This window comes from Bacillus sp. ok061 (assembly GCF_900108285.1).
Classification (GTDB): Bacteria; Bacillota; Bacilli; order Bacillales; family Bacillaceae_G; genus Bacillus_A; species Bacillus_A thuringiensis_S.
This window is the reverse complement of the sequence record NZ_FNUW01000025.1, coordinates 1-332: the sequence shown is the minus strand read 5'-3', so window position 1 is coordinate 332 and position 332 is coordinate 1. Positions and strand designations below refer to the sequence as shown.

Here is a 332-nt window from a genome sequence, read left to right as displayed (position 1 = left end):
AGAAAAACCAGGTGAAGGAACAGAGAAGCCAGGTGAGGGAGTAGAAAAACCTAATTTACCAGAAAAAGGACAAGGTTCTTCTAATAATCAACAACTTCCAGCTACAGGACACAATACGAATTACGTTCCATTCATCGGTTTTATGCTTCTGCTACTAGGAATACGTTTAAGATTCATGGCTAAAAATAGTTAAAAGATGTAAAAAAGGCATCAGAGATTGTATAATCTCTGATGCCTTTTTACAGAGTGTTGGGAAACCCTTTAGGGTTCCCCACACTCTGGAATCATTTTGATTTTAGCGAATAAAAACAACATAAAATAATAGAGTTTCA

The 332-nt window shown here is 35.8% G+C and carries 1 protein-coding gene; it reads left to right on the top strand.

Annotated features, from left to right (window positions below; translation table 11 throughout):
- The coding region (locus tag C4S65_RS25155; protein ID WP_118414116.1) for an LPXTG cell wall anchor domain-containing protein at positions 1 to 193 on the top strand (193 nt) is incomplete at its 5' end.
- Positions 194 to 332 lie beyond the last annotated feature (139 nt).